The sequence below is a fragment of the Lysobacter sp. yr284 genome (assembly GCF_900107375.1).
Lineage (GTDB): Bacteria > Pseudomonadota > Gammaproteobacteria > Xanthomonadales > Xanthomonadaceae > Lysobacter.
In genome coordinates this window covers 34,509-54,581 of sequence record NZ_FNPT01000022.1, presented here as the reverse complement: position 1 = coordinate 54,581, position 20,073 = coordinate 34,509, and the positions used below count along the sequence as shown (strand labels likewise).

Annotated in this window: 28 protein-coding genes; 23 read left to right on the top strand and 5 right to left on the bottom strand. The window is 66.6% G+C overall.

Features of this window, described 5'->3' with window-relative positions:
• Positions 1-421 precede the first annotated feature (421 nt).
• From BLV01_RS21715 to BLV01_RS25850, 14 genes are all read left to right on the top strand, one after another.
• Complete coding sequence (locus BLV01_RS21715; RefSeq protein ID WP_057945735.1) at positions 422-637, top strand: helix-turn-helix domain-containing protein; 216 nt, start codon at positions 422-424, stop codon at positions 635-637.
• Entirely contained in the window at positions 634-1,104 is a 471-nt protein-coding gene (locus BLV01_RS21710; protein ID WP_057945736.1) for a hypothetical protein, read from the top strand. Before BLV01_RS21715 ends, BLV01_RS21710 begins: the two co-directional genes overlap by 4 nt.
• Positions 1,104-1,310: a hypothetical protein gene (locus BLV01_RS25865; protein ID WP_139179035.1), complete on the top strand. Its 207-nt coding sequence runs from the start codon at positions 1,104-1,106 to the stop codon at positions 1,308-1,310. The genes BLV01_RS21710 and BLV01_RS25865 overlap by 1 nt, the downstream gene beginning before the upstream one ends.
• Positions 1,310-2,137, top strand: coding sequence for an ATP-binding protein (locus BLV01_RS21705; protein WP_057945737.1), 828 nt, complete (start codon positions 1,310-1,312; stop codon positions 2,135-2,137). The genes BLV01_RS25865 and BLV01_RS21705 overlap by 1 nt, the downstream gene beginning before the upstream one ends.
• Positions 2,138-2,150: 13 nt before the next feature.
• The gene (locus BLV01_RS21700) at positions 2,151-2,747 is read left to right on the top strand and encodes a hypothetical protein (RefSeq protein WP_091805043.1); all 597 of its coding nucleotides are present in this window, start codon (positions 2,151-2,153) and stop codon (positions 2,745-2,747) included.
• 12 nt (positions 2,748-2,759) lie between these two features.
• Positions 2,760-2,957: a hypothetical protein gene (locus tag BLV01_RS21695; RefSeq protein ID WP_057945739.1), complete on the top strand. Its 198-nt coding sequence runs from the start codon at positions 2,760-2,762 to the stop codon at positions 2,955-2,957.
• A 188-nt stretch (positions 2,958-3,145) separates the two neighbouring features.
• The gene (locus BLV01_RS25860) at positions 3,146-3,367 is read left to right on the top strand and encodes a DUF6511 domain-containing protein (RefSeq protein ID WP_139179032.1); all 222 of its coding nucleotides are present in this window, start codon (positions 3,146-3,148) and stop codon (positions 3,365-3,367) included.
• A 14-nt stretch (positions 3,368-3,381) separates the two neighbouring features.
• Positions 3,382-4,116 carry a hypothetical protein gene (locus BLV01_RS21690; RefSeq protein ID WP_091805037.1) on the top strand — a complete coding sequence of 245 codons (735 nt, stop codon included), beginning with the start codon at positions 3,382-3,384 and terminating at the stop codon, positions 4,114-4,116.
• Positions 4,113-6,392 carry a phage/plasmid primase, P4 family gene (locus BLV01_RS21685; protein ID WP_254782727.1) on the top strand — a complete coding sequence of 760 codons (2,280 nt, stop codon included), beginning with the start codon at positions 4,113-4,115 and terminating at the stop codon, positions 6,390-6,392. The genes BLV01_RS21690 and BLV01_RS21685 overlap by 4 nt, the downstream gene beginning before the upstream one ends.
• Positions 6,393-6,529: 137 nt before the next feature.
• Entirely contained in the window at positions 6,530-6,790 is a 261-nt protein-coding gene (locus BLV01_RS25855) for a hypothetical protein (RefSeq protein WP_139179029.1), read from the top strand.
• Positions 6,787-7,248 (top strand): hypothetical protein, encoded by a 462-nt coding sequence (locus tag BLV01_RS21680; RefSeq protein WP_091805032.1) that lies wholly within the window; start codon positions 6,787-6,789, stop codon positions 7,246-7,248. Before BLV01_RS25855 ends, BLV01_RS21680 begins: the two co-directional genes overlap by 4 nt.
• Positions 7,245-7,649 (top strand): DUF6362 family protein, encoded by a 405-nt coding sequence (locus BLV01_RS21675; protein WP_091805029.1) that lies wholly within the window; start codon positions 7,245-7,247, stop codon positions 7,647-7,649. The genes BLV01_RS21680 and BLV01_RS21675 overlap by 4 nt, the downstream gene beginning before the upstream one ends.
• A 441-nt stretch (positions 7,650-8,090) precedes the next feature.
• Positions 8,091-9,335, top strand: a complete 1,245-nt coding sequence (locus BLV01_RS21670) for a site-specific DNA-methyltransferase (RefSeq protein WP_254782726.1) — start codon at positions 8,091-8,093, stop codon at positions 9,333-9,335.
• Positions 9,335-10,369 carry a DNA cytosine methyltransferase gene (locus BLV01_RS25850; RefSeq protein WP_139179026.1) on the top strand — a complete coding sequence of 345 codons (1,035 nt, stop codon included), beginning with the start codon at positions 9,335-9,337 and terminating at the stop codon, positions 10,367-10,369. The genes BLV01_RS21670 and BLV01_RS25850 overlap by 1 nt, the downstream gene beginning before the upstream one ends.
• Positions 10,370-10,398: 29 nt before the next feature.
• Here BLV01_RS25850 and BLV01_RS21655 read toward each other — a convergent pair whose 3' ends face one another.
• The 5 genes from BLV01_RS21655 to BLV01_RS21640 form a co-directional block, all read right to left on the bottom strand.
• Positions 10,399-10,722 carry a hypothetical protein gene (locus tag BLV01_RS21655; protein WP_091805025.1) on the bottom strand — a complete coding sequence of 108 codons (324 nt, stop codon included), beginning with the start codon at positions 10,720-10,722 and terminating at the stop codon, positions 10,399-10,401.
• Positions 10,723-10,854: 132 nt separating this feature from the next.
• Entirely contained in the window at positions 10,855-11,139 is a 285-nt protein-coding gene (locus BLV01_RS21650; RefSeq protein ID WP_139179023.1) for a hypothetical protein, read from the bottom strand.
• A gap of 141 nt (positions 11,140-11,280) precedes the next feature.
• Positions 11,281-11,886 (bottom strand): DUF3489 domain-containing protein, encoded by a 606-nt coding sequence (locus BLV01_RS21645; RefSeq protein ID WP_175486191.1) that lies wholly within the window; start codon positions 11,884-11,886, stop codon positions 11,281-11,283.
• 14 nt (positions 11,887-11,900) lie between these two features.
• The gene (locus BLV01_RS25845) at positions 11,901-12,092 is read right to left on the bottom strand and encodes a hypothetical protein (RefSeq protein ID WP_139179020.1); all 192 of its coding nucleotides are present in this window, start codon (positions 12,090-12,092) and stop codon (positions 11,901-11,903) included.
• Complete coding sequence (locus BLV01_RS21640; RefSeq protein WP_091805019.1) at positions 12,076-12,300, bottom strand: hypothetical protein; 225 nt, start codon at positions 12,298-12,300, stop codon at positions 12,076-12,078. The genes BLV01_RS25845 and BLV01_RS21640 overlap by 17 nt, the downstream gene beginning before the upstream one ends.
• Positions 12,301-12,575: 275 nt before the next feature.
• On the opposite strand from BLV01_RS21640, the gene BLV01_RS21635 reads away from it, so the two are divergent.
• The 9 genes from BLV01_RS21635 (at position 12,576) to BLV01_RS21595 (ending at position 20,073) form a co-directional block, all read left to right on the top strand.
• On the top strand, positions 12,576-13,082 hold the full coding sequence (locus BLV01_RS21635; RefSeq protein ID WP_091805017.1) for a hypothetical protein: 507 nt from the start codon (positions 12,576-12,578) through the stop codon (positions 13,080-13,082).
• A gap of 88 nt (positions 13,083-13,170) precedes the next feature.
• Entirely contained in the window at positions 13,171-13,476 is a 306-nt protein-coding gene (locus tag BLV01_RS21630) for a hypothetical protein (RefSeq protein ID WP_091805015.1), read from the top strand.
• A gap of 129 nt (positions 13,477-13,605) precedes the next feature.
• Positions 13,606-13,890, top strand: a complete 285-nt coding sequence (locus BLV01_RS21625) for a hypothetical protein (RefSeq protein ID WP_139179017.1) — start codon at positions 13,606-13,608, stop codon at positions 13,888-13,890.
• Positions 13,891-14,066: 176 nt separating this feature from the next.
• A complete protein-coding gene (locus BLV01_RS21620) occupies positions 14,067-14,594 on the top strand; it encodes a hypothetical protein (RefSeq protein ID WP_091805011.1) in 528 nt (175 codons plus the stop codon).
• A 115-nt stretch (positions 14,595-14,709) separates the two neighbouring features.
• Positions 14,710-15,249: an elements of external origin gene (locus BLV01_RS21615; RefSeq protein ID WP_091805009.1), complete on the top strand. Its 540-nt coding sequence runs from the start codon at positions 14,710-14,712 to the stop codon at positions 15,247-15,249.
• Positions 15,250-15,252: 3 nt separating this feature from the next.
• Entirely contained in the window at positions 15,253-17,187 is a 1,935-nt protein-coding gene (locus tag BLV01_RS21610) for a phage terminase large subunit family protein (protein ID WP_091805007.1), read from the top strand.
• Positions 17,184-17,402, top strand: coding sequence for a phage head-tail joining protein (locus BLV01_RS21605; RefSeq protein ID WP_091805005.1), 219 nt, complete (start codon positions 17,184-17,186; stop codon positions 17,400-17,402). The genes BLV01_RS21610 and BLV01_RS21605 overlap by 4 nt, the downstream gene beginning before the upstream one ends.
• A 32-nt stretch (positions 17,403-17,434) precedes the next feature.
• Entirely contained in the window at positions 17,435-18,898 is a 1,464-nt protein-coding gene (locus tag BLV01_RS21600) for a phage portal protein (RefSeq protein ID WP_254782725.1), read from the top strand.
• Positions 18,895-20,073, top strand: coding sequence for a S49 family peptidase (locus tag BLV01_RS21595; protein WP_091805000.1), 1,179 nt, complete (start codon positions 18,895-18,897; stop codon positions 20,071-20,073). The genes BLV01_RS21600 and BLV01_RS21595 overlap by 4 nt, the downstream gene beginning before the upstream one ends.

The following is a 20,073-nucleotide window of genomic DNA, read 5'->3' as shown; positions in this document are numbered from 1 at the left end:
CTGGATAGCACCAGGTGTTGCACACAGCCGCTGGAATCGCCGATGCGTATCGGCGACGAATGCGGCGGCGGTGCAGTTGCGCGGCGACGGGCGTCGCAGCGCTGCGAGTGGTGCAACAATCCTTTGTTGTTCATAGGCAGTCCACGAATGACCACTTCAGGTGGTGCTTGATTTCGCCGCAGCCTATATCACGCGATGAACGCGCCGCAAGATGAGACCTTGACTTTTGCTTAAGATCGGCGCCCTAGGGCCGAAAATATTCATCTTTCGTTAGAACTGGCGACTTTTTCGCGGAAAAGTTCTATCAAGAGTAGAGCGAACTTCTATCAAGCTTGTAGCTAGCTTGGCTTTAAGTTCTAGCGGACTTCCGAGGACGCTCTCACCACCGGCATGAGTGCCGTGGACGAGAGGAGAGTCGGCAGTGAGCAGCAACAACCTGACCCCCGAGCAGCTCGCAGAGCGCTGGGACATCAAGCCGGAGACCCTGCAGCGGTGGCGCTGCGAGAAGGTCGGCCCTCGATTCTTCAAGGTGGAGCGGCGCATCCGCTACCGTCTGGAGGACATCGTAGCTTACGAGAATCGGTCGTTGCGATCGAGCACGACCAGCGCTGCGGGCGCCGCGGAGGTGGCCGCATGACGCTATTGGAACGTTGCGTCGGTCGGCCCGCATCGGAACTGGCCGCCTATCCACCGGATCAGCTGCTCGACCTGAAGAAGCAGGCGCACGACGCGCTCGCACGCGCCAAAGCGAACGCGGAGCTGGTCGACCGCGCGCTCGATCTGCGATACAGCCGCATTGCCGCGGTGCATCGCGTCGCCGCCGGAAAGGATGCGGGGACCGTCTCCTTCAACGACGGCGTTGTGCGCATCGCCTGCGAGCTGCCGAAGAAGGTCGAATGGGACCAGGGCAAGCTGCGTCGCATCGTGGAGCGCATCCGCGCAGCTGGCGACGATCCGACCGAGTTCGTAGAGATCAGCTACCGCGTCAGCGAGACGAAGTACAACTCGTGGCCGACGCCGATGCGCGCTTCCTTCGATCCGGCCCGGACGCTCAAGACCGGCGAGCCCAACTTCCGCCTGTCGCTGACGGAGAGTGAATCGTGATGAAAATCACAATTTTGAGTTGGGGCGACTGGATTCTGCTTTCCGTCGAAACCGCCGCCGGCAAGGAGTCGTGGCTGATCCGGCGCGCGGCACCGCCGCGCCCGGCACCGGCGCCGAGCCGCGCCATGACCACGAAGCCGCGCAAGCCGAGCACGGGTTCCGATCCCTGGGACGAACTGCTGCGTTCTCTTTTGGGAGGACGCTGATGACCTTGCCCATCATCACCGCGGACCAACGCCTCGCCGAGGCGCGCGGCGTCAAAGGCGTGCTGGTCGGGCGCTGGGGGCTGGGCAAAACGTACCAGCTGTGGACGCTGGACCCGGCCACGACGTTGTTCGTGGACATCGAGGCCGGCGACCTGGCCGTCAAGAATTGGCCGGGTGACAGTCTGCGCCCGCGCACCTGGGACGACTGCCGGGATCTGGCCGTCTTCCTGGGTGGACCGAACCCGGCGTTGCGCGACGGCCAGTACTTCAGCCAATGGCATTACGACCAGGCGTGCTTGAAGTATGGCGATCCGAAGGTGCTCGATCGCTACCGCACCTTGTTCATCGACTCGATCACGGTGGCTGGGCGCCTGTGCCTGCAGTGGTGCAAGGGACAACCGCAAGCGTTCTCAGAGCGAACCAACAAGCCGGACATGCGCGGCGCGTACGGACTGCTCGGACAGGAGATGGTCGCTTGGCTGACGCACATCCAGCATGCGCGCGGTCGCCACGTCTGGTTCGTCGGCATCCTCGATGAGCGGACCGACGACTTCAACCGCCGGTACTACGAACTCCAGATCGACGGCTCCAAGACCGGACTGGAACTGCCCGGCATTGTCGATGAGGTGATCACCCTGGCCGAGATCCCGGCGGCGGAGGGCAAGCCGTACCGCGCCTTCGTCTGCCAAACCGCCAACCCCTGGGGCTTCCCCGCCAAAGACCGATCCGGTCGCCTGGACGTCGTTGAGCCCCCGAACCTGGGTCTGCTCATGACCAAGCTCGGCGCGCCCGAGGCTGCGGCGCCGAGCCCATCGTCCACTCACTAGAAGAAGGTCAACCATGTCCTCCGCTTGGAACAATTTCAACGATGCCGAGAGCCCGTCCTTTGCGCTGATCCCGAAGGGATCGCTGGTCAAGGTCCGCATGACCATCAAGCCGGGCGGCTACAACGATCCGGCCAACGGCTGGATGCACGGATGGGCGACGCGCGGCGACACCGGCGCGGTCTATCTCAACGCCGAGTTCGTCGTGGTCGAAGGCAAGTACGCGCGCCGCAAGCTGTGGACCCTGATCGGGCTGCACAGCCCGAAGGGTCCGACCTGGGGCCAGATGGGCCGCAGCTTTATCAAGGGCGTCCTCAACTCCGCGCACGCGCTGCATCCGGACGACATGAGCGCCGCGGCGCAGCAGGGCCGGTGCATCGAGAGCTTCGGCGACCTCGACGGCGTCCTGTTCGCCGGCAAGGTGGATTGGGAGAAGGACAGCTACGGCGAAGACAAGGCGGTGATCAAGATGCCGATCATGCCGGACCATCCGCAGTACCGAGAGTGCATGAGCGGGGAGTCTCCGGCCATTAGTCGCGACATGCCGGCGCACATCGCTCAGGCGACGACGGCTGCGACGACCCCGTCCGGCCGTCCGGCATGGGCGCAATAGTTGGAGCGCACCATGCGACGACGAATCATCTTGCAAGACCGATACCCGAATCGCGATGGCATCTACACGAAGCTGCGGGAGCTGACCGCCGCCGACCTGGACGCTCAGATCCGGGTGCTTCAGGAACTGGCGGTGCAGCACGAGGAACACGTTCAAGCCCTGATCGCGTACCGCGACCGGGTGTTCGATAAGTCGCGTCATGGCCGATGAGGCCATGCTGGGGCTGTGGCCGACCCGCGCGCGGGTTCGGCCATCTGGATCTCCGCCGCCCCGTTACTGATCCGCAGCGCGCGCCGTATCGCTGGGCTTTCTGCTCGGCGACCTGCCAGAACGCGTTCCACCAACTCTACTCATCTCGATACCGGAGCGATCCGGCGTCGGTGGAGGATCTTTTGCCCGTGACTCAGCCGTTATCCCATCAGGCACAGCGCGCCTGCCTGCAAGCGCTGGCGTCGGTTGCCGACCGCGTGGGATTCGATGTCCCGCTCGCGCAGTACACGCAAGCGCAGGCGACCCAAGTAGTTGAAGCGGTCACCTGCGCGTATGAAGCATCGATACGCCAGCGCTCCAACCCACGTGTTTCCGACGACGCTCCATTCGACGACCCGATCCCCTTCTAGACCACGTCAGCGCCATGCTCGATTTCAACTCCCACGACGTGTCCGAGCACCTGGGATCGCTGATCGACGTGGCGCTGGAGCGTAGCGCCGCTGCGGAACCGGCGCGTCCTTACCTTGGCGCTTCCAGTCTGGGCGAGGAATGTTCTCGCCGCCTGCAGTTCCAATTCTTCGACACGCCCAAGGACATCGGGCGGCATATCCCCGGTCGCGTTCTCCGCGTCTTCAAGCGCGGACACCGCATGGAAGACTGGATGGCCGAATGGTTGCGCCTGGCCGGCTTCGAACTACGCACGCACACCGAAGCCGGAGGCCAGTTCGGATTCAAAGCCGCCGATGGGCGGGTGGCCGGTCACGCGGACGGCATCATCGTCGCCGGCCCCGCCAGCTTCCGCTATCCCATGCTTTGGGAAAACAAGGCGGTTGGGCTCAAGACCTTCCGCGACCTACAGAAGAAACGGCTGGCCGCGAGCCGTCCGGTCTACGCTGCGCAGGTCGCGCTCTACCAAGCCTATCTGGACCTGCACGAACATCCGGCGCTCTTCACCGCGGTCTGCGCCGACGACATGGCCATCTACGCCGAGCGCGTGGTCTTCGACCGAGGGCTGGCGCAGCGCGCGTCCGACCGCGCCGTCGAGATCTTGCGTGCCTGCGATGCCGGCGAGGCGCTCCCCCGCATCAGCACGACCCCCACCCACTACACCTGCCGATCCTGCCCCTGGCAGGACCGATGCTGGAGCCTGCCTCATTGAGCACCTGGAACGACTTCAACGACGCCGAGGCCGCATCGGCGCCGGCACCACCCGCATCGCAGCGCGACGCCGTGCGCAGCGAACTGCTGCTGCGCTTACAGGGCGTGCTGCAAGACCTGTATCCGAAAGGTAAAGCACACCGCGGCAAGTTCACGATCGGCGATATCCATGGCACCACCGGGGACAGCCTTGAAGTGGCGCTGGCCGGCGACAAGGCTGGGCTGTGGAACGATCACGCCACTGGCGAGGGCGGCGACGTTTTCGACCTGATAGCGCAGCATTTCGGTCTGGACGCTCGGCGCGACTTTCCTGCCGTCCTGGACCGTGCCGTCCAACTGCTGGGGCGTGTCCCGCTGCCGGCGCCGGCAACGCGGCAACGCCGTCGCGCCGAACCGGCGATGGACGAGTTGGGGCCGGCAACCGCGCGCTGGGACTATCTCGACGCCGATGGCGAGCTGATCGCCTGTGTGTACCGATACGATCCGCCCGAGGGGAAGCAGTATCGCCCTTGGGACGCCAAGCGCCGTAAGCACCAGGCGCCGACGCCGCGGCCGCTCTATAACCAGCCTGGACTCGCCGCTGCGGTCGAGGCGGTCCTAGTCGAGGGGGAGAAGTCCGCCGACGCCCTCATCGAGCGTGGCTTCTGCGCCACAACCGCGATGAACGGCGCCAACGCGCCGATCGACAAAACCGATTGGCTGCCGCTGGCCGGCAAGCACGTCCTGATCTGGCCGGACAAAGACCGGCCTGGCTGGGAGTACGCCATGCTGGCGGCGCAAGCGGCATTCCGGGCCGGCGCCGATTCGGTGGCCGTGCTGCATCTGCCGGAGGATAAGCCGCAAGGCTGGGACGCCGCCGACGCTGCCGCGGACGGCTTCGACATCGAGGGCTTCATCCGCGCCGGCGAGCGGACGTTCTTGTCGGCGGGCACCGACGAGGCGCCTCCGAGCGTGGACTTCGAAGGGCTGGATTGGACCAGCGACGATGGCCTGGGCTTGGCCTTCAGCCGGCGCTACGCCGAGGATTGGCGTTACTGCGCCGCATGGGGCCAGTGGTTGAGCTGGACCGGCTCGCGATGGAATCCCGACCGCACCCTGGTCGTGCAGCATCTCGTGCGCGGCGTCTGCCGAGCGGCTTCCGCGCTGGCCGAGCGGCCCTCGCAGCGATCCAAGCTAGCCTCATCCTCGACGGTAGCGGGCGTCGAGCGCTTGGCGCGCAGCGACCCGCGACACTCGTCGTCGGCGCAGGAATGGGACAGCGATGTCTGGGCGCTCAACACGCCCATCGGCACTGTGGATCTGCGCACCGGAACGATGCGCCGGCACGCGCGTGCGGATCGGCTGACCCGGATGGCGACGGCAGGCATGGGGCGCGATAGCCCCCTGTGGCGCCGCTTCCTTGCCGACGTCACCGGCGGCGATGCGCAGATGCAGACCTACCTGCAGCGGATGGCCGGCTACTGCCTGACCGGCGTCACGACCGAGCATGCGCTGTTCTTTCTGTACGGCACCGGCGCCAACGGCAAGTCCGTGTTCGTGAACACGCTGACTTCGATCCTCGGCGACTACGCCACGAGCGCGCCGATGGACACGTTCATGGAGAGCCGCGGCGAACGGCACCCGACCGAACTGGCCGGACTGCGCGGCGCACGCTTCGTGTCCGCCGTGGAGACGGAGGAGGGCCGACGCTGGAACGAATCCAAGCTCAAGGCGATCACCGGCGGCGACAAGATCATGGCGCGGTTCATGCGACAAGATTTCTTCGAGTACATCCCGCAGTTCAAGCTCGTCATCGCCGGTAACCACAAGCCGGCCATCCGCAACGTGGACGAGGCGATGAAGCGTCGCCTGCACTTGATCCCGTTCACGGTGACCGTGCCTTCGGCACGCCGCGACCCCGAACTGGCGCAGAAGCTGCTGGGCGAGCGCGACGGCATCTTGCGCTGGGCGGTCGACGGCTGCCTCGACTGGCAGCAGCACGGGCTGGAACCGCCCGCGAGCGTCAGCGATGCCACGCAGGACTACTTCGAAAACGAGGATGCGCACGGCCAGTGGATGGCCGTGGCCGGCGCCCTCGATCCCAACGCTTTCGCGCTCAGCAGCGACCTGTACGGAAGCTGGAAGGTCTGGGCGGAGGAGAACGGCGAATACGTCGGGTCGATCAAGCGGCTGATCGCCGCGCTGGCGGTCCGTGGCCTCAAACCGCATCGCAACTCCACGGGCCAACGCGGCCTGATCGGCTTTCGTCTGCTGCCGCGCAGGACGCCGCGCGTCTGAATTCGTGCTCTGAAAAATCAACGACTTGTCACATCTGACACGGTTGCTAGTTACCCCCCACACGTGCGCGCACACGCGCACACATAGGGAACAACCGGAAACCGCGTCAGATGTGTCAGCCCACCCAGGAAAGGATCATGGACAGCGAAGACGTATTGAAAATTCTCGTGGCTAGGTTCGAAGAAAGGTTCGGCCGACTGCCTACGGTCAGTAGCCCGGAAGAGCTTATCGAGAATTTCAGACGCGCTGCAGAGCGGAACGAGAGCGACACAGGCGACGTGAGCCAGTACATCAGGATTTTGATCGAGAGGGGATACATTCCCTGCCGCGGCGCGGATGGCGAAATTTGCTTCGTCTTTCTCAACGATGGACTCACCCAAAACGGAGACGATGCATGAGCACGCTCCTCGCCCTCGATCTGGGCACGACGATGGGCTGGGCACTGGCGCGCCCCGGCCAGATCACCAGCGGTACCCAAACGTTCCGACCAGGCCGCTTCGAAGGCGGCGGAATGCGATATCTGCGTTTCGGGCGTTGGTTGGACGAAGCGTTGGGGTTCGTCGGCAAGATCGAGGCGGTCTACTTCGAGGAAGTGCGGCGGCATCTCGGCGTGGACGCTGCGCACGCCTATGGCGGTTTTCTAGGCCAGTTGACCGCGTGGTGCGAGCAGAATGGAATTCCGTACCAAGGCGTTCCAGTCGCTACGATCAAGCGACACGCCACGGGCAAGGGCAACGCGAAGAAGGCCGCCATGATCGCGGCGATGGAGCGGCGCGGCCATGCGCCAAGCGACGACAACGAGGCCGACGCGCTCGCTTTGCTGCACTGGGCGTTGGCGCAGGGCGCGAACGCATGAGCGAGATCTGGACTGTGCAGCGGGTGACTGATCGCTTCCACGAGGCGGCGGTTACCGCGCGCCGCCTGCCACCGGCTCGGGTGCAGGGCTACGCTGCCTTCTGGCCGGACATCAACCGCCAAGCCTGGGAGGGCTATGCGGACGAGCGGATCGTACTGCGCTTCGCGGCATCGCCCGGTGCGATCGACCGCTTTGGCGAAACCGTGCGTTGGCTGCAATGGCTGGGCGAAGAACAGCGTCGGTTGATCTGGCTGCGCGCGCAGTACGTTCCGTGGCGCGAGGTCTGCACACGCACCGGCTTGGTCCGAAAGACCGCATGGCGTCGATGGCAGCACGCGCTCAACCTGGTCACTGTCCATCTCAACGGCGCGCTCCCGCGCATCGTTTCGCCCGACACATAGAACCTCTTTTCGGCAGACGCGGGTAAACGCAGATAAACAGTGCTCGGGCAACAAACATCCCTGTCCCAAAAAGTCGATCTTTGGCCTAGTCTGATCCCCATGCTGAGCGCGCTGTGCCATGAATGCAGCGCGACCACTAGGGCCAGCCCGGAGTGCCTCCGCCGCCTCCTCCGCTCCGGGCTGGCCCGCCTTTCTTCGCGGCGTGCGCGCGTGTGTCGGCCTCTGCCGACGTGCCGCGCCGACCCTAGCGCCGCGGGTCCCAGGCCGACACGCGGCCTACCGCGGCCGCCGTTGGGGCGATGCGGCGAGTGGTCAAAAATTCGCCAGGGTCCTTCCTGGCGGTCAGGACGAGCGGGGGGCGTAGCCGCAAAACCCCGCTAGTGTCAAGTCTTCCTTCCAGGTTTGCAGCGTCTGCAAACCTGGGTTCGCACGGTATTGCCCTTGACCCTCCAGATCGAGCAGCGACCCATCGGGGCGCTCATTCCGTATGCGCGCAACGCGCGCACGCACTCCGACGCGCAGGTTGCGCAGATCGCTGCGAGCATCGTGGAGTTCGGCTGGACGAATCCGATCCTGGTCGACGCCGCCAACGGCGTGATCGCCGGACACGGTCGCTTGCTTGCTGCGCGCCAGCTGGGCCTGGACACCGTGCCGGTGATCGAGCTGGCGCATCTGACCAGCGCGCAAAAGCGCGCCTACATTCTGGCCGACAACCGCTTGGCCGAGAACGCGGGCTGGGACGACGAACTGCTGGCGCTGGAGCTGGCCGAGCTGCGTGACGCCGATTTCGATCTGGACCTGCTCGGCTTCTCGGATGAAGAGATCGATGAGCTGCTCGGCCTCGGCGAAGAAGCGGGTCTGACCGACGAGGATGCCGCACCCGAGCCCGAAGCCGAGCCGGTCTCTAGGCACGGCGATGTTTGGATCTGCGGAACACATCGCGTTATCTGCGGCGACGCCACGTTGGCCGACGACTACGTTGCGCTGCTGGGCGACGAGCTGGTGGACATGGCATTCACCGACCCGCCGTATAACGTCGATTACGGGAACAACCCCCGCGACAAGATCCGGGGAACCCAGCGCGAAATCCTGAACGACAATCTCGGTACGGACTTCGGTTCGTTCTTGGAGAGCGCCTGCCGCAAAATCCTGGAGGTCACGAAGGGCGCGGTGTACGTCGCGATGTCTTCGTCCGAGCTGGACCGCCTGCAGGTAGCGTTCCGCGCTGCGGGCGGTCGTTGGTCGGATTTCATCATCTGGGCGAAGAACCACTTCGTGATGGGCCGGGCCGACTACCAGCGCCAGTACGAGGCGATCCTCTACGGTTGGCGCGACGGCAATGACCGCTTCTGGTGTGGCGCGCGAGATCAGGGTGATGTCTGGTTCATCGACCGGCCGGCCCGCAGCCAGTTACACCCGACGATGAAGCCGGTCGCGCTGGTCGAACGAGCGATCCGCAACAGCAGCAAGACCCGCGACCTGGTGCTCGATCCCTTCGGCGGATCGGGAACGACCATGATTGCCTGCGAGAAGACCGGCCGCCGCGCGCGCCTCATCGAACTGGACCCGAAGTACGTCGATGTCATCGTCCGGCGCTGGCAGGACTACACCGGCCAGCAGGCGATCCGCGCTTCCGACGGCGTCGCGTTCATCGCGGCCGACGTGGAGGCCGAGGACGCTGCCTAGTGTCGGTCTATTACAATGAAATCGATCCGTACCTGTGCCAGTGGCTGAAGAACTTGATGGCGGCGGGCCTGATCCCGGCCGGCGACGTCGATGACCGCGACATCCGATCTGTTTCCGCAAACGATGTCCGCGGCTACGCCCAGTGCCACTTCTTCGCCGGGGTCGGCGGGTTCGCCTACGCCGCCCGACTCGCGGCCTGGCCGGACGACGCGCCACTGTGGACCGGCGGCTTCCCCTGCCAGCCGTTCAGCGTCGCCGGCAACCAGCGCGCGCAAGCCGACGACCGCCACCTCTGGCCGGAACTGCGTCGCCTTATTGCACAAGCGCGACCCGCTCTATTCCTGGGCGAGAACGTTGCTGGCCTCATCGCGCTGGGGCTCGACGGAGTTCTTGCTGACCTGGAAGGCGAAGGCTACGCCAGCCGGGCGATTGTTGTTCCAGCTTGCGCCGTCAACGCCCCGCACCGGCGCGACCGCGTCTGGATCGTCGGGCAGCGTCTGGCCGACCGCGGTGGCGAACGACGACAACAAGTCTCCGGAGGCGCACCTGGCGATGAAGCGCCGGATGCCGGACGGCCCACGCAAGGCGATCACCAGCTTGCAAGTCGCAGCGAAGGCCGTCTGGCCGACGGCGACGGCGAACGACCCGGAGAAGCGCGGCAACTTTGCGGCCGAGCGGCGCAATGGCCTGCCGGGCGTGGCGAAGGCGGTCTGGAGCACCCCGCGCGCCAGCGACGGGGAGAAGGGCGGACCGAATCAGAGCTTCGGCAGTGGCGCGACCCAGCCGCTCCCGGCGCAGGCCGTGTGGGCGACGCCGACGACGCGAGACCACAAGGACGCATCGAGCGTTGGCAGCGCGCCGGTCAATGGGATGCTTGGGCGACAGGTCGAACCCTCGCCGGTCGGCGGATTCCTGAACCCGGAATTCGTCTTCTGGCTCATGGGATACCCGGAAGAATTCCTCGCCTGCGCGCCGCCGGCAACGCGATCGTCCCGCAGGTCGCCGCCGAAATCTTGAGGGCGTTGCGTCCCTGACGCCGCGCAGCGCGGCGCCAGGGCGAGGCTTACTCTTCGTCCGCCGGCAGCCCGACGTAGCAGGCATGGTCGGTCCCTTCGGCCCGGACATACAGCGTCGGCATCCGAGGCGCGACGACCATGATGCAATGGCCGGGTCGGCTGTTGAGTTCCCAGATCCAAGACTGCGGCTTGGCGAAGTCGCGCTCGAACGCGCGATACTCGGATTGGGTCATCGTCTTGCGCTCGATAACCCAGATCAACTCGGGTTCTACGTAGTAGCCGCTTAGCTCGCGCATCATGGCGCGATAGTTCGCCGGCTTGCGACTAAACCGAATGCGGAGCTGGTAGGGCGGGAGCAGCGTGGTGGTCATGGTTGGCCTCCTGCGGTAGGGAGTCCATGAACGCTTCCATCCAGCTGGAAGCCAAGGGAATCTGCCTGGCTTTTCGGGCGCCGCTCAGCGGTCGGACAGGTATGCCGCCGCGCAGCGCGCGGGGCATACCGGTTAGGCGATTTCAAACTGGCCGGTCTCGCCGTTGTAGCGAAGGGCGACGCTCGACCGAATTGGCGTGTAATCGCCCACCCAGAGGTTGAGGGTGTACAGCGCGCGGTAGCAGATCGCGCGCTTGGCCTGTGCCTCGCTCAGGCCGAGGTCCATCAGGTACTGCGCTATCTCGGCGTCCGTCGAGCCCTCGTCGTTCGACAAGGTGCCTTCGACGATATCGAGGATGCACGCGTCAAGCGTTGCGAGCAGTTCGTCCGGACCGGCGTGGGGGTTAGCGTTCTTCATCGTGGGTCTCCGTGGTTGGGAGGCCATGAACGCTTCCATTCGAAGGAACATCAAGCGCAACGCGCGACGTTCTTCGATGCGGCGCATTGCTGGACAGTTACGAGACAGCGAGCCGGGCGTTCGCCCGGCTCGCTGCGTGCTTCACTCTTCCTCGTCGCGGTGCGAAGCGGTACCTTCGGTCACGATGCGGTAGACCCGCTCGCCGTCGCCTTCCTTGCGGTTGGTCAGCGTGTAACCCTTCTTCTTGACCGTGCCGGCGAGGAATCCGCGCACCGAGTGCTGCTGCCAGTCGGTCTCGGCCATGATCTGCGCGATGGTAGCGCCGTCCGACCGCATCAGCAGGCCGATGACCTTGGCGATCTTGGTGTCGCCGCGCGCCGTGCGCTTGGGCTTCGCCGGCGGCGTGGTTGCCGCCGACACGCTGTCGGCCGGCGCGGCGGCGGCGCCATCGTTCTGGCCGGTGTCCGCATCGCCCGCAGGTTCGCTGGGCGCGTCGTGGCCGCTGGCGCCCTCGTCGCCCCGTCCGTCGTCAGCCGGCGCTTCGACGCCGACGGCCGCGTAGCCGTCCGCAGTCAGGCGGTAGCCGGCGTCGTGTGGCTCGACCAGCTCGTTGCGCAGCAGGCCGCGCACGACGCTGGTGCGGGCGCCGCCAAGCAAGCCGGCGGGGTAGCGTTCGATGCGGCCTTCGGTGGCCACGGCCAGTTCCAAGACAGCGCGCTGGTTGACGGTGAGTTCGACGTTGCTCATGGGTGTTCTCCTAGTTAGGGGTTGGGGTGGTGCAGTTCCCGCGCGCGGCTGGGGCCCACCCATTCGCCTTCGGGGTCCAGGCCGCGACGGATCAGTTCGTCGCGTGCCCGTTGGTTGAGGTCGAGGGTTCCGTTGGCGGCGGCGACGAGGACCGTCGCCGCCGTTGCCTTCAGGAACCAGAGGTCCGCGTCACTCGGCGAGGACATCGGCGACGGTCTTGCTCGGGTACGCGTGGCCCAGCAGCAGGTCGACCACGTAATCCCCGGGGATGCTCTGCAGGGCGAGCGCGGCGCGGCGCTGCAATTCCTGTTGCGCCAGCGTGCTGAGGACGCCGCCGGTCAGGGGGCCGAAGTCCGCGAGTACCGATGCGGGGAGTTGGGTCAGGCATTCTTTGAACACGTCGTTCTGCTTCATCGTGGTGGCCTCCGTGGCCGCGTTGGTGTGGACGCATGAACGCTTCGTTCGCCGAGGAAGCCAAGCGGTTTTCGCGTTGAAGAACGCTCGTTCTCGTTCACGGACAGGCGTCGGACAGCTTCGTCGTCGGCGCAAAGAAAACGCGCCGCGTGTGCGTTGAACGCTGTCCGTTGCCTGTCCGAACACCGCCTGGAATCGCGACGGCGCTTGGCTTCGGCGGCGGAAGAGGTGTTCATGCGTTCGCCGCGCTGGGCGGCAACGGAGGAAAACCCGCGATGGACGTCGAACACGATCTACGTACCCTTGGCGCGCTGCCGGGGACGATACGGTGGCTGCTGACAGCGCCCACGGATCTGGAGCCGGTCTGGGAGTACGGCAACTGCCCCGTGGACGGATGTGCCGCCTTGACCCGATTTCTGGTGCCTTGGACGCGGATTGACCGCGCGCGCCGAATCGACGGCGTCGAACTGCGCGCGCGCGTTGCGGCGGCGAGTGCGGAGCTGGACAGCTGGCATCGGCGGGTGCGTGGCGACTACAACCGCCGCAAGCGCAAGCCGAAGCGGAGGAACGAGACCGTCGCGGCGACGCTGGCGACCGCAGCGCAGCAAATTGAAGACTACTTGCAGTGTCGCCGGGAGTTGACGCCGCGCCAGTGGGTCGCGCAAGCGCTCTCCATGGTTGAAAGGCTGTCCGTGCTGCGGCCCCGTGACTCCGAGTACCAGCACGGCATCAGCTTCGCGGTCAGCGGGTTGGAGCAAGCGCTCGGGCAACTGCCGGAGTAGGCGCGGCGTAGGCCGAAGCTGTCAGAACCCTGTCTGCGAACGCGAACGCTGCTTGTTCTGCTTGGCTTCCACGCGGAAGGAAGCGTTCATGTCGTTGCCGCAACGACGCGGTGACTACGGGAAGATCGACATGAGCAATATGTCTTACTGCAAGTTCCACAACACGCTAATCGACCTGATCGACTGCCGAAACACCATCGAAGAGATGGTCGCGGGGGACGAGGACGAAGTGTTCGTCCTCAGCCACGACGAGGCGCGTGCCGCCGAGGCTCTGGCGGAGCAATGTTTCGACATCCTGACGCTGCTCTGCGAGCACGCGGGCGTGGATCTGGATCAACACCAGGAAGCGCGGGTTTTGATGCGAAGTGTGATCGACAGCTTGCCCCGACGCTAAGCGGGGAGAGGACAGACCCCAGCGCCGGAACGGCGCTGGGGTGTTCCCTCTTCCGCTCCCTGTCTACTTCGTGTCTGCGCTATCGCACTGCCGCTGTTTCGCTCGATGAAGGCCGAGAAGGAAGCGTTCATGTCCGTGCCGCAACGACGTGGCGAACAGGAGAAGGACATGCACCGAGTACCCGGCCGTGAATTTTCACAAGCCAGGCAGCCCATCGCCTGGGCAGAGTTTTACCTGCACGACCTGCTGCGACAGGAGGAGGATGCGACCCTTGCGGATGAGGACCGGGCGGCGGTCTTCGAGGTGGTGCGCAGCGCTTGGGCCATCACCAAGATGCTCTGTGATCAGGCCAACGTCGACCTGCCGCGCGAGCCAGACTGGGAGACGATCTTGCGCGAGTACGTATACCGCTGAGGGAGAGTGAAGTCCCCAGCCCCTAAAAGGGGCTGGGGTGTTCGTTCTTCCAGCAGCCGGCGAAGCTGTCTCAGCGCTGTCCACGGTGCGGCGCAGCGAACGAAGTGCTTGCGAGGCCCGTCGGATGAAGCGTTCATGTCGCTGCCGCAACAACGCGGCCTGACTAGGACGAACCCATGGACGACGAGATCATGATGGCCCGGACGGAACTGCGCAGCTTGCGCGACACCGTGGAGCGGATACTGCTGTCCAGCGCGCCGGTGCCCGAGGCGGGAGGCTTGACGTTGGTTGTCTGCCACCGCCTTGCCAACGTTCTTGCCGACCGCACGAAGACGTTTCGCACCCGCGCGCTGCCGCCCTCGCTTGTCGAGCAGTTCGTCGTGGGATGCCGCGAGGAGCTGGCGCCCATCGAGCGCGCCATCGATCAGGCGAAGGGCTGGTCGGGTACGCGCGAGGTGCCGAGCCAGATCAACGAGGACGAGATGACGCTGCGGTGGTTGCTCGCCGGCCTCCAGCGATACTTCGACGGGCTGGAGCCGGAGTTCGCCGCCCTGCCGGCCCACCAGCTTGACCGCGCCGTTCGCGAGGCCCGCTTGATGCTGGTGTGGGACGTGGCCGACGCCGCCTACGTGCCCAGCCTGCGAAAGGCGATCTGCCAGTTGGAAAACGCGATCCTCGCGGCGACGGGCGCGCTGCGCAACTGACCCTGAGAGCGCATACCCCAGCCCCCGATGGGGGCTGGGGTGTTCCCTCTTCCAATCCTTCAATCTGCGCCGATGGCCGGCGGTCGCGGAGGCCCGAATCTGCCAGTGACCGCCTGTGGGAATCAGCATCCGCGCCTACGGGCGCCATCGCGGCGTCTCGGACACCGCTGTACGTAAAGCCATCACGACCGGCCGCATCACCGCGCTGCCGGACGGCACCATCGACGCCGCGCGCGCCGACGTCGAGTGGGCGGCGAACACGACGTCGGCGCAGGCGCCGGTGCCGCGCCCTGCGGCGCGCTCGCGCGCTGCACCTATGACCATAGAGGACGCGGGCCCCGGCCCGGCCAGTGGCCCGAGCGGAGGCAACAGCTACGCCCAAGCCCGGACCGCCAACGAAGTCCTCAAGGCCCAGCACCACAAGCTGCGCATCGCGCAGCTGCGCGGGGAACTGATCGACCGCCAGCAGGCGGTCGGCCAAGTCTTCGCCCTGGCGCGCGCCGAACGCGATGCCTGGTTGAACTGGCCCGCGCGCATCAGCTCGATGCTGGCGGCGGAGCTTGGGATCGACCCGCATGCCATGCACGTCGCGCTGGAGCGCGAGGTGCGGCAGCACCTGTCCGAACTGGGGGACTTCGTCGCCCGCCTGGAGTGATCGTTGTACGACGGCTTTGACGACGTGGCGCGCGCCTGGCGCGACGGTCTGACGCCCGATCCGTTCTTGGATGTGTCCGATTGGGCGGACCGCGACCGGGTGCTGTCGAGCACGTCGTCGTCCGAGCCCGGCCGCTGGCGCACCGCGCGCACGCCGTACCTGCGCGACATCATGAACGACCTGTCGCCGGCCTCGGCGACCGAGCGCGTCGTGTTCATGAAGGGCGCGCAGGTTGGCGGGACCGAGTGCGGCAACAACTGGATCGGCTACGTCATCGCGTGCGCGCCGGGGCCGATGATGGCCGTGGCGCCGACGGTCGAGATGGCCAAGCGCAATTCGAAGCAGCGTGTCGATCCGCTGATCGAGGAGTCGCCAACGCTACGCGAGCGCATCGCGCCCTCGCGCGCACGGGACTCGGGCAACACGATCCTCGCCAAGGAGTTCCGCGGCGGTGTCCTGGTCCTGACCGGCGCCAACAGCGCGGTCGGCCTGCGCTCGATGCCGGTGCGCTATTTGTTCCTGGACGAAGTGGACGGCTATCCGCGCGACGTGGAGGGCGAAGGCGACGCGGTCGCGTTGGCCGAGGCCCGCACCCGGACCTTCACCCGCCGAAAGATCCTGCTGGTCTCGACGCCGACGATTGCTGGTGCTTCGACCATCGAGCGCGAGTATCTGGCCTCGGACCAGCGTCGGTTCTTTGTGCCGTGCCCGCACTGCGCCCACGCGCAATGGCTGCGGTTCGAGCAACTGCGCTGGACCTGGGGCGATGCGCGTTCGGCGCGCTACATCTGCGAGTCCTGCGAGCACCCCATCGGGGAACATCACAAGACCGCGATGCTCGCCGCCGGCCAGTGGATCGCGACGGCGCCGCAGAACCGCGGCAAGACCGCCGGCTACCACCTGTCATCGTTGTACTCCCCAGTGGGCTGGCGCAGCTGGGCCGACATTGCCGCGGCCTGGGAGGCGGCGCAGGACTCGGCCACTGCGCTTAAGGCGTTCAAGAACACCGAACTGGGCGAGACCTGGGAGGAAGAGGGCGAGGCCCCCGACTGGGAACGCCTGCTGGAACGGCGCGAGGATTACCGCATCGGCAGCGTGCCGACGGGCGGCCTGCTCCTGGTGGCTGGCGCCGACGTGCAGAAAGACCGGATCGAGGTCTCGGTCTGGGCGTTCGGCCGCGAGCGCGAGACCTGGCTCGTCGAGCACCGGGTGCTCATGGGCGACACCGCCCGCAGCGCGGTCTGGGCTGAACTGGCGGGGCTGCTCCGCGAGCAGTGGACCCACGCCTCCGGCGCGTTGTTGCCGCTGACCCGGTTGGGCCTAGACACTGGCTACGCCACGCAGGAAGCGTATGCATTCGCGCGCGATGTGCACGATCCGCGCCTGCTGCCGATGAAGGGCGTCGGTAGCGGCGCTGCCTTGATCGGCATCCCGACCGCCGTCGACGTGAGCATTCCGGGCAAGCGTCTGCGGCGCGGCCTGAAGCTGTTCGTCGTGGCCGGCGGCATCGCGAAGCTGGAGCTGTACAACGCCCTGCGCTTGTCGATCGAGATCGGGCCGGATGGACAGTCGACGTTCCCAGGGGGCTACGTCCATCTGCCGAAGATCGATGGCGAGTTCCTCCAGCAGCTGACGGCCGAACACCTGATCACCCGTCGTGACCGGCACGGTTATCCGCAGCGCGTGTGGGAAAAGCGCCGAGACCGCAACGAAGCACTCGACTGCTATGTCATGGCGCGCGCCGCCGCGATGCAGGCCGGCGTCGATCGTTTCGAAGAACGCCACTGGCGTGAGCTCGAGCGATTGCTGGGCGTGCAGCCGCCGCGCCCGCCTGATCCAACCGAGCCACTGCTACCCACTCCGTCAAAGGCCGCCTCTCCGGGCGGCCTTTCCGTTTCCGGCCGTCGCCGGGTGATCTCCAGCCGTTTCATGCGATGAGCGACCTTCCTTACACCCACGAGCAATTGCAGGCGCTGCGCTCCGCGCTCGCGCGCGGCGAACGCCGCGTCAGCTTCGGCGATCGCCTGGTCGAGTACCGCTCGGTCGATGAGTTGCTGGCCGCGATCCGCGAGATCGAAGCCGCGCTGGCGGGCACCGAAGGGCGCCCGCGCAAGGTGCGCCGGCTGCTGACCACCACCTCGAAGGGTTTCTGAGCATGGGGTGGTGGGGAAAGCTCAAAGCCGCGATGTTCGGCGGCTCGCCCGTGCACGAGGTTGCGGGCCACGGCCGGCGGTCGACCGCCTGGCAGCCCAGCAATCCAGGTGCGGTCGCGGCGCTGCTGGCGACCGGCGACGCGCTGCGCGTGCGCTCGCGCGACCTGGTGCGGCGCAATGCCTGGGCCAACGCCGCGATCGAGGCGTTTGTCGCCAACGCGGTCGGTACCGGCATTAAGCCGCAATCGCTGATCGTGGACACCATGCAGCGCGAGGCACTTCAGGCGCTGTGGCGGGACTTCGTGGACGAAGCCGACGCCGCCGGCTTGACCGATCTCTATGGCCTGCAAGCCCTGGCCTGCCGCGCGCTGCTGGAGGGCGGCGAGTGCCTGATCCGCCTGCGCCCGCGCCGTCCCGAGGATGGCCTGGCGGTGCCGCTGCAACTGCAGGTCCTTGAGCCCGAGCACCTGCCGATCACCCTGAACCGGGAAGAGCCGAACGGCAACTTGATCCGCGCCGGCATCGAGTTCGATCGCTTGGGCCGAAGGGTTGCCTACCACTTGTACCTCTCGCACCCGCAGGACGGGGCGATGGCGCCGATGACGCGGCACGGTGGCCTCGATACCATCCGCGTGCCGGCGTCGGAGGTGTTGCACCTGTTCCGGCCGCTGCGCCCAGGACAGATCCGTGGCGAGCCCTGGCTCGCGCGCGCGCTGGTCAAGCTCAACGAGCTCGACCAGTACGACGACGCCGAACTCGTCCGCAAGAAGACCGCGGCGATGTTCGCCGGCTTCATCACGCGCGACGGCCCAGATGACCCGCTGCCGGGCGATGCCCCGCCCGACGAGCACGGCAATGCGCCGCTCGGGCTGGAGCCGGGCAGTCTGCAAATCCTGGAGCCGGGCGAGAACGTCGCTTTTGCCCAGCCGGCCGACGTGGGCGCCAGCTACGAGGCGTTCCTGCGCTCGCAGTTCCGCGCGGTCGCCGCGGCGATGGGGGTTACCTACGAGCAACTGACCGGCGACCTGACCGGGGTCAACTATTCGTCCATCCGCGCCGGCCTGCTGGAGTTCCGGCGCCGCTGCGAGCAGGTCCAGCACTCGGTCCTGGTCTATCAGATGTGCCGGCCGATCTGGGCGGCTTTCGTAGACGCGGCCGTCCTGGCCGATGCCATCGAGCTACCGGGCTATCGCCGCCGCAAGCGCCAATACCGCGCCTGCAAGTGGGTGCCGCAGGGCTGGAACTGGGTCGACCCCGAGAAAGAGTTCAACGCCATGATCCTGGCGATCCGCGCCGGCCTGCTGTCGCGCGCGGAAGCCATCGCGAGCTCGGGCTACGACGCCGAGACCATCGATCGCGAGATCGCGGCCGACGCCGAGCGCGCCGACCGCTTGGGCCTGGTGTTCGACACCGACCCGCGCCGCGTCGCCCGCAACGGCGCCTTCCAATCCGCGCCGGCTGAGCCGGCGCCGACCGAACCCGAAACCATCGAATGACCGGACTGCCTTACCTGGCGGCGCGCGTGTTCAACACGCCGCTGCTGATCCAGCGCGCCAAGCTGGACGTCATCCTGAGCGTGCTCGAACCGAAGTTCGAGCTCCAGACCCTGCCCCCGCCGCAAATGGCGCCGCCTATGCCGCCGGCACCGCGGTTCGTGGATCACCGCGGCATCGCGGTCATCCCCATCCACGGCACCTTGGTGCAGCGGACGGCCGGTCTCGAAGCACTATCGGGCCTGACGAGCTATCAGGTGATCGCGCAGCAGTTCGATGCCGCACTGGCCGACCCTGTGGTGCGGGGCATCGTGCTCGACATCGACAGCCCCGGCGGCGAAGCCGCGGGCGTGTTCGACCTGGCCGACAAGATCCACGCGGCCCGGCAGACGAAACCCGTCTGGGCGGCCGCGAACGATGCCGCGTTCTCCGCCGCCTACGCCCTGGCCAGTGCCGCTACGCGGATCTTCGTCACCCGCACGGCCGGTGTCGGCTCCATCGGCGTGATCGCCCTGCACGTTGACCAATCGCGCCGCGATGCCAACGCCGGCATGAGCTACACGCCGATCTTGGCTGGCGCCCGGAAGAATGACGGCAGCCCCTATCAGCCGCTGACGCCTGAGGCGCGCGCGGCGATTCAAACCGAGGTCGACCGCCTCTACGAGTTGTTCGTCTTGACCGTAGCCGAGCAACGCGGCGCCGCGGCGGACGCTGTACGCGCCACCGAAGCCGGTTTGTTCTTCGGTCAGGACGCGCTCGATGCCGGTCTGGCTGATCGCATCGGCACGCTCAGCGACGCCGTGCAGCAAATGCGCACCGAACTGGACGCCACCGCGCGTCCCCTTTCCCTGGAGTCCCCCACGATGTCCACCCCCGAATCGACGGCGCCCGCCGTCGACGTTGACGCCGTGCGCGCACAGGCGCACGGCGATGCCCTGGCGATCGCCGAGCTGTGCACGCTCGCCGGCCGTCCCGATCTGACCGCGGTGTTCCTGGGCGAACGGCTCAGTACCGCCGACGTTCGCCGCAAGCTGCTCGGTCTGCGAGCCGAGTCGCCCGAGATCACCAGCCACCTGTCGCCGGCCGTGGCACCTGCCGCCGCTCCGCAATCGCTGGACGACAACCCGCTGATCCACGCCGTCAAGGCGCGGGTTGCGCGTGCGAAGAAGGAGCGCTGA

Bases quoted from the DNA above. Each gene is read 5' to 3' on its own strand.
- BLV01_RS21645 (WP_175486191.1), bottom strand. From the start codon at position 11,886: ATGAGCAACGTCGAACTCACCGTCAACCAGCGCGCTGTCTTGGAACTG.
- BLV01_RS21710 (WP_057945736.1), top strand. From the start codon at position 634: ATGACGCTATTGGAACGTTGCGTCGGTCGGCCCGCATCGGAACTGGCC.
- BLV01_RS21630 (WP_091805015.1), top strand. From the start codon at position 13,171: ATGTCGTTGCCGCAACGACGCGGTGACTACGGGAAGATCGACATGAGC.
- BLV01_RS21675 (WP_091805029.1), top strand. From the start codon at position 7,245: ATGAGCGAGATCTGGACTGTGCAGCGGGTGACTGATCGCTTCCACGAG.
- BLV01_RS21695 (WP_057945739.1), top strand. From the start codon at position 2,760: ATGCGACGACGAATCATCTTGCAAGACCGATACCCGAATCGCGATGGC.
- BLV01_RS21680 (WP_091805032.1), top strand. From the start codon at position 6,787: ATGAGCACGCTCCTCGCCCTCGATCTGGGCACGACGATGGGCTGGGCA.
- BLV01_RS21595 (WP_091805000.1), top strand. From the start codon at position 18,895: ATGACCGGACTGCCTTACCTGGCGGCGCGCGTGTTCAACACGCCGCTG.
- BLV01_RS21700 (WP_091805043.1), top strand. From the start codon at position 2,151: ATGTCCTCCGCTTGGAACAATTTCAACGATGCCGAGAGCCCGTCCTTT.
- BLV01_RS21655 (WP_091805025.1), bottom strand. From the start codon at position 10,722: ATGACCACCACGCTGCTCCCGCCCTACCAGCTCCGCATTCGGTTTAGT.
- BLV01_RS21600 (WP_254782725.1), top strand. From the start codon at position 17,435: ATGTTCGGCGGCTCGCCCGTGCACGAGGTTGCGGGCCACGGCCGGCGG.
- BLV01_RS21625 (WP_139179017.1), top strand. From the start codon at position 13,606: ATGTCCGTGCCGCAACGACGTGGCGAACAGGAGAAGGACATGCACCGA.
- BLV01_RS25855 (WP_139179029.1), top strand. From the start codon at position 6,530: ATGGACAGCGAAGACGTATTGAAAATTCTCGTGGCTAGGTTCGAAGAA.
- BLV01_RS21690 (WP_091805037.1), top strand. From the start codon at position 3,382: ATGCTCGATTTCAACTCCCACGACGTGTCCGAGCACCTGGGATCGCTG.
- BLV01_RS21605 (WP_091805005.1), top strand. From the start codon at position 17,184: ATGAGCGACCTTCCTTACACCCACGAGCAATTGCAGGCGCTGCGCTCC.
- BLV01_RS21650 (WP_139179023.1), bottom strand. From the start codon at position 11,139: ATGAAGAACGCTAACCCCCACGCCGGTCCGGACGAACTGCTCGCAACG.
- BLV01_RS21635 (WP_091805017.1), top strand. From the start codon at position 12,576: ATGGACGTCGAACACGATCTACGTACCCTTGGCGCGCTGCCGGGGACG.
- BLV01_RS21640 (WP_091805019.1), bottom strand. From the start codon at position 12,300: ATGAAGCAGAACGACGTGTTCAAAGAATGCCTGACCCAACTCCCCGCA.
- BLV01_RS21620 (WP_091805011.1), top strand. From the start codon at position 14,067: ATGGACGACGAGATCATGATGGCCCGGACGGAACTGCGCAGCTTGCGC.
- BLV01_RS25865 (WP_139179035.1), top strand. From the start codon at position 1,104: ATGAAAATCACAATTTTGAGTTGGGGCGACTGGATTCTGCTTTCCGTC.
- BLV01_RS25845 (WP_139179020.1), bottom strand. From the start codon at position 12,092: ATGTCCTCGCCGAGTGACGCGGACCTCTGGTTCCTGAAGGCAACGGCG.
- BLV01_RS21705 (WP_057945737.1), top strand. From the start codon at position 1,310: ATGACCTTGCCCATCATCACCGCGGACCAACGCCTCGCCGAGGCGCGC.